The sequence below is a fragment of the Tomitella cavernea genome (assembly GCF_016599145.1).
Lineage (GTDB): Bacteria > Actinomycetota > Actinomycetes > Mycobacteriales > Mycobacteriaceae > Tomitella > Tomitella cavernae.
On sequence record NZ_JAENKO010000099.1, the window covers coordinates 1 to 3904 of the forward strand.

The 3904-nt window shown below is 73.8% G+C and carries 4 protein-coding genes; 3 read left to right on the plus strand and 1 reads right to left on the minus strand.

Features of this window, described 5'->3' with window-relative positions:
* The 3 genes from JJ683_RS18535 to JJ683_RS18545 form a co-directional block, all read left to right on the plus strand.
* Positions 1 to 1060: DUF4328 domain-containing protein (locus JJ683_RS18535; RefSeq protein ID WP_200176288.1), on the plus strand; the 1060-nt coding region annotated here is incomplete at its 5' end.
* Positions 1057 to 1815 carry a glycerophosphodiester phosphodiesterase gene (locus JJ683_RS18540; RefSeq protein WP_200176290.1) on the plus strand — a complete coding sequence of 253 codons (759 nt, stop codon included), beginning with the start codon at positions 1057 to 1059 and terminating at the stop codon, positions 1813 to 1815. The genes JJ683_RS18535 and JJ683_RS18540, both read left to right, overlap by 4 nt.
* Positions 1816 to 1867: 52 nt before the next feature.
* Complete coding sequence (locus JJ683_RS18545) at positions 1868 to 2812, plus strand: DUF5926 family protein (RefSeq protein ID WP_200176292.1); 945 nt, start codon at positions 1868 to 1870, stop codon at positions 2810 to 2812.
* Positions 2813 to 2881: 69 nt separating this feature from the next.
* Here the strand turns inward: JJ683_RS18545 and JJ683_RS18550 are convergent.
* Positions 2882 to 3904, minus strand: a 1023-nt coding sequence (locus tag JJ683_RS18550) for an LCP family protein (protein ID WP_242474865.1), incomplete at its 5' end; no start/stop codon positions are given.

Genomic DNA, 3904 nt, shown 5'->3' on the forward strand with positions numbered 1-3904 from the left:
GCTGCCGCGGGGGTACCGCTGGGTGGCGCGGCCACCGTCAGCATTCGAGTCCCAGCCCGAGCCGGGGGCCGCCCGCCGCACGCAGGGGCCGGACGCCGCCTCGCCGGGGCCCACGCCGTTCTACCGTGCGATCCCGCGGTGGGGGCTGCATCCGGCGCCGCCCGCGCCGGAACCGGACCCGGACCGGAGGCGGCGCTCGGCCGCCGCGAGCGCCCGCTCCACGCTCGCCGTCACCCTGGTGCTGTTCGTGCTGGCCGCCGCGGCGGAGGCGTTCCGCTACGGGCTCATGCTGCGCAACCGCGACCATCTCGTCCACCAGACGACGGTCGCGATCTCCGATGCGACGGCCCTGGTGCTCGGCTACGCGGCGATGGTCTTCGTCGTCGCGTCGGCCGTCACGTGTACGCGGTGGCTGATCCGCGCGCGTGCACGGACGTTCGAGGCCGCCGGGGAAGCCGAGCCGCGGCGCGCCCGGTGGATGGCGGCGGGGATGCTCGTCCCCGTCGTCAACCTGGTGTACCCGGGCGTGTTCCTCACCGAGCTGGCGGCCGCGCGTCGCCGGGCGGAAGTCGTGGACGGCGGGGGGCGCGCCGCTCACGGGCCGGGCCTCGACGTGCTCTGCGGCGGGCCCGCGCCGGTGCGTGCGGTGCACGGTGCCTGGTCGACGGTGTGCGCGCGCTACCGGGGCCTGCGTGACGGGTCGTCGCTGCCGACGCTGGTGCGCTTCTGGTGGGTGCTGTGGGTGCTGTGCAACCTCACAGCGGCCGCGGTGGCGCTGCAACGGTGGGATCCGTCGGTGCAGGCGCGCGCCGACAACGTCGCCTACACCCTCTACGCCGACCTGCTCGCGGTCGCCGCCGTCGTCGTCACGCGGATCATCCTCGACAGGGTCGAGGGCCGGTCGGCCGCGCGCGTGGAGACGCCGGCGCGGTGGGTGATGGACACGGCGGCCGTCCGCGGGGCGCCCGCCGCGCACGCCGATACTGCCGCAGACCCCGCCGCCGCAGACCCCGCCGAGACCGGCCCCGCCGAACCCGCCGGGGCGGGGGCGCGGCGATGACCGGCGACCTTCCCCGCATCGTGGCCCACCGCGGCTCGTCGGCGCTGCGGGCCGAGCACACGCTGGCCGCCTACGAGCTGGCGCTGGAGCAGGGAGCGGACGGGCTCGAATGCGACGTGCGCCTGACCGTCGACGGCCACCTGGTGTGCATCCACGACCGCACGGTGGACCGCACCTCGGACGGCACCGGCGTGGTCAGCGAGATGACGATGCGCGAGTTCGACGAGCTGGACTTCGCGCAGGGGATCGGCGATCCGGCGCGGGTGCTGGAGCTGTCGACCCTCATCGAGCTGGCGCTGGACCACGAGCGGCCGGTGAAGCTGTTCATCGAGACCAAACATCCCGTGCGATTCGGAGGGCTCGTCGAGGAGCGGGTGTTGCAGATGCTGGGGCGCTACGGGCTGGCGTCGCCGCCGTCGGCCACGCACGCGCGCGCCGTGGTCATGTCGTTCTCGCCCGCGGCGGTGTGGCGCGTGCGGCGGGCCGCGCCCTTGCTGCCGACGGTGCTGCTGGGCGACGCCGCCGGCTACCTGGGCGGTTCGGCTTCCACCACGGTGGGGGCCACCGCCGTCGGGCCGTCGATCAAGCGGCTGCGCGCCAACCCCGAGATCGTCGACAGGGCGGCAGCGGCGGGCCGGGCCACGTACTGCTGGACCGTCGACGAGCCGGACGACGTGGCGCTGTGCCGCGAACTGGGTGTCGGGTGGATCGCCACCAACACGCCCGGCCGCACCCGCCGCCTGCTGGAGTCCTGAGCCCGCGCGGCAGTCCCGTGACGGCATCGCAGGTCGCGTAGTGTCGATCCCCGTGGGTAAGAAGAGCAAGAGGAACAGCGGTCCGCGGGCGGGAAGCCGCCGCGCCGAACTGATGGAGAAGCGCCGCCTGGAACGCGAGCAGGCGCAGCAGGAGCCGGTGCGCCCGTTCGCCGGGCTGGCCTACGAGTGCGACCTGGTGGCACTGCGCGAGTTCGTGCCGTCGGCCACCGCGGCGCTGCCCGTGCGCCCCGAGGTGGCGGCCGAGCATCCGATCACCCTCGCCACGGTGGTGCCGGGCGCGGTTGCGGCGGTGGTGCGCGAAGAGGCTGCTGCGTCCAGCGCAGAGGACGCGGGGACGGTCGTGAACGCCCTCGTCGGCATGCAGGTGCAGTCGTCCTCCTACGACCTGGGCGCGGATCTGGCCGCGGCGGTGCTGTGGGCGGCCGGCGCCGAGGCGGGCGAGACGCTGCAGGTCGCGGACCCGTCCGACTCCACCCCGCCCGTCACCGAAGTCCTGCAGCCCGACGCGCCGCTGGAGATCACGGTGCACAAGGACTTCGAGTGGTGGCTGGCCGGCGGGGCCGAGACCAACGCGCAGGTCAAGGCCGCCGTGGAGCAGGCCAACCAGTTGATGATGCCCAGCGAGCGCATCGACGGCGTCGACGCCGCCTGGTGGGTGGACGCGGGCGAGCGTGCCCACCTGCGCTGGGTGCGCCCCGAGGACGAGGATGCGCTGATGGCCGCGCTGGCCCGGGTGCACGCAGCGGGCGGGCTCACCCTGGGTGAAGGGTCGCGGTTCGCGGGGACGTTCCGTGCGCACGGGCTGCTGGTGCCGGTGTTCGACCTGGACCTGGAGAAGCACCCGCTGGAGTGGCGCGACGCCACCCTGGAGCTGGGCGCGCGCATGGACGAGGCCCTGGCCGACGACGGCCCGCTCACCAGCGAGCAGCGCCGTTCACGCGACGGGCTGCGCGGTCGCCAGGTGACGATCCGGTAGACGTCCGGCCGGAGGCGGGGCCGCGGGGAGATGATCCCTGCGGCCCCGCCCTTCCGTCGTTCCGTGCCCCTACCCGAACCCGTTCGCGGTGACGAGGTCGGCGGGCAGCTGCTTGTCCTCGGCGAGTGTCTGGAAGAACCGCTGCGCTCGGTCACGGTCCCAGAACAGCGCGTTGCCGGATGCGGTGTCCTCGAACCCGCCGATGGGCACCGTGGTGGTGACGGGCCCGGATTTGAGCGCCCACGCTAGACGCGCAAGGTCCCAGATGTGGGTGCCCTCGTCGACGGTGAGCGACGAGACGCCGCGGTTCACCACATTCCACATGCGCACCGGGTTGAGCCACGTCGTCGGCTTGGCCACCGTGGACGCGAGCGTGTCGACGAACTGGCGCTGGTTGGCCATGCGGTCCAGGTCGGACCCGGGCAGCGCGTAACGCTCGCGTACGAAGTCGAGGGCCTTCGCCCCGTCGTACTTCTGGCAGCCGGCGGGCAGCGAGATGTTGTGGGCCGGATCCTCCACCGCCTGGTCCAGGCACAGCTTCACCCCGCCGACGGCGTCGACCACCCCGGCGAAACCGCCGAAGCCGATCTCCGCGTAGTGGTCGATCCGCAGCCCGGTTGCGCCCTCCACCGTCTGCACCAGCAGCTGCGGTCCGCCGATGGCGAAGGCGGCGTTGATCTTGTCTCTGCCGTGGCCGGGGATGGGCACGTAGGAGTCGCGGGGGATCGACACCATGGTGGGCTTGCCGGAGTCGGCCACGTGCATGAGCACGATCGTGTCGGTGCGGCCGTCGCCCACGTCGCCTCCGGTGTTGAGGGTGGCCTGCTGGTCCTCGGTGAGCCCGTAGCGGCTGTCGGAGCCGGCGATGAGCCAGTTGGTGCCCGCCGTCTGGGCCACGCGCCCCGGATAGCCGGGCAGTGCGTCGACGCGGTGCAGCGAGCGGTCCAGGTACAGGACCAGCCCGCCGAGGGCCAGGATGATGAGGAGCAGCGCGATGAGGATGCCGCGGCCCCAGCGGAACCGGCGCTTGCGGCGCGGCCTGGGCGGCCGGCGGCGCGGGTCGGGCTGCCCGTAGCGGTCGGGGCCGCCTGG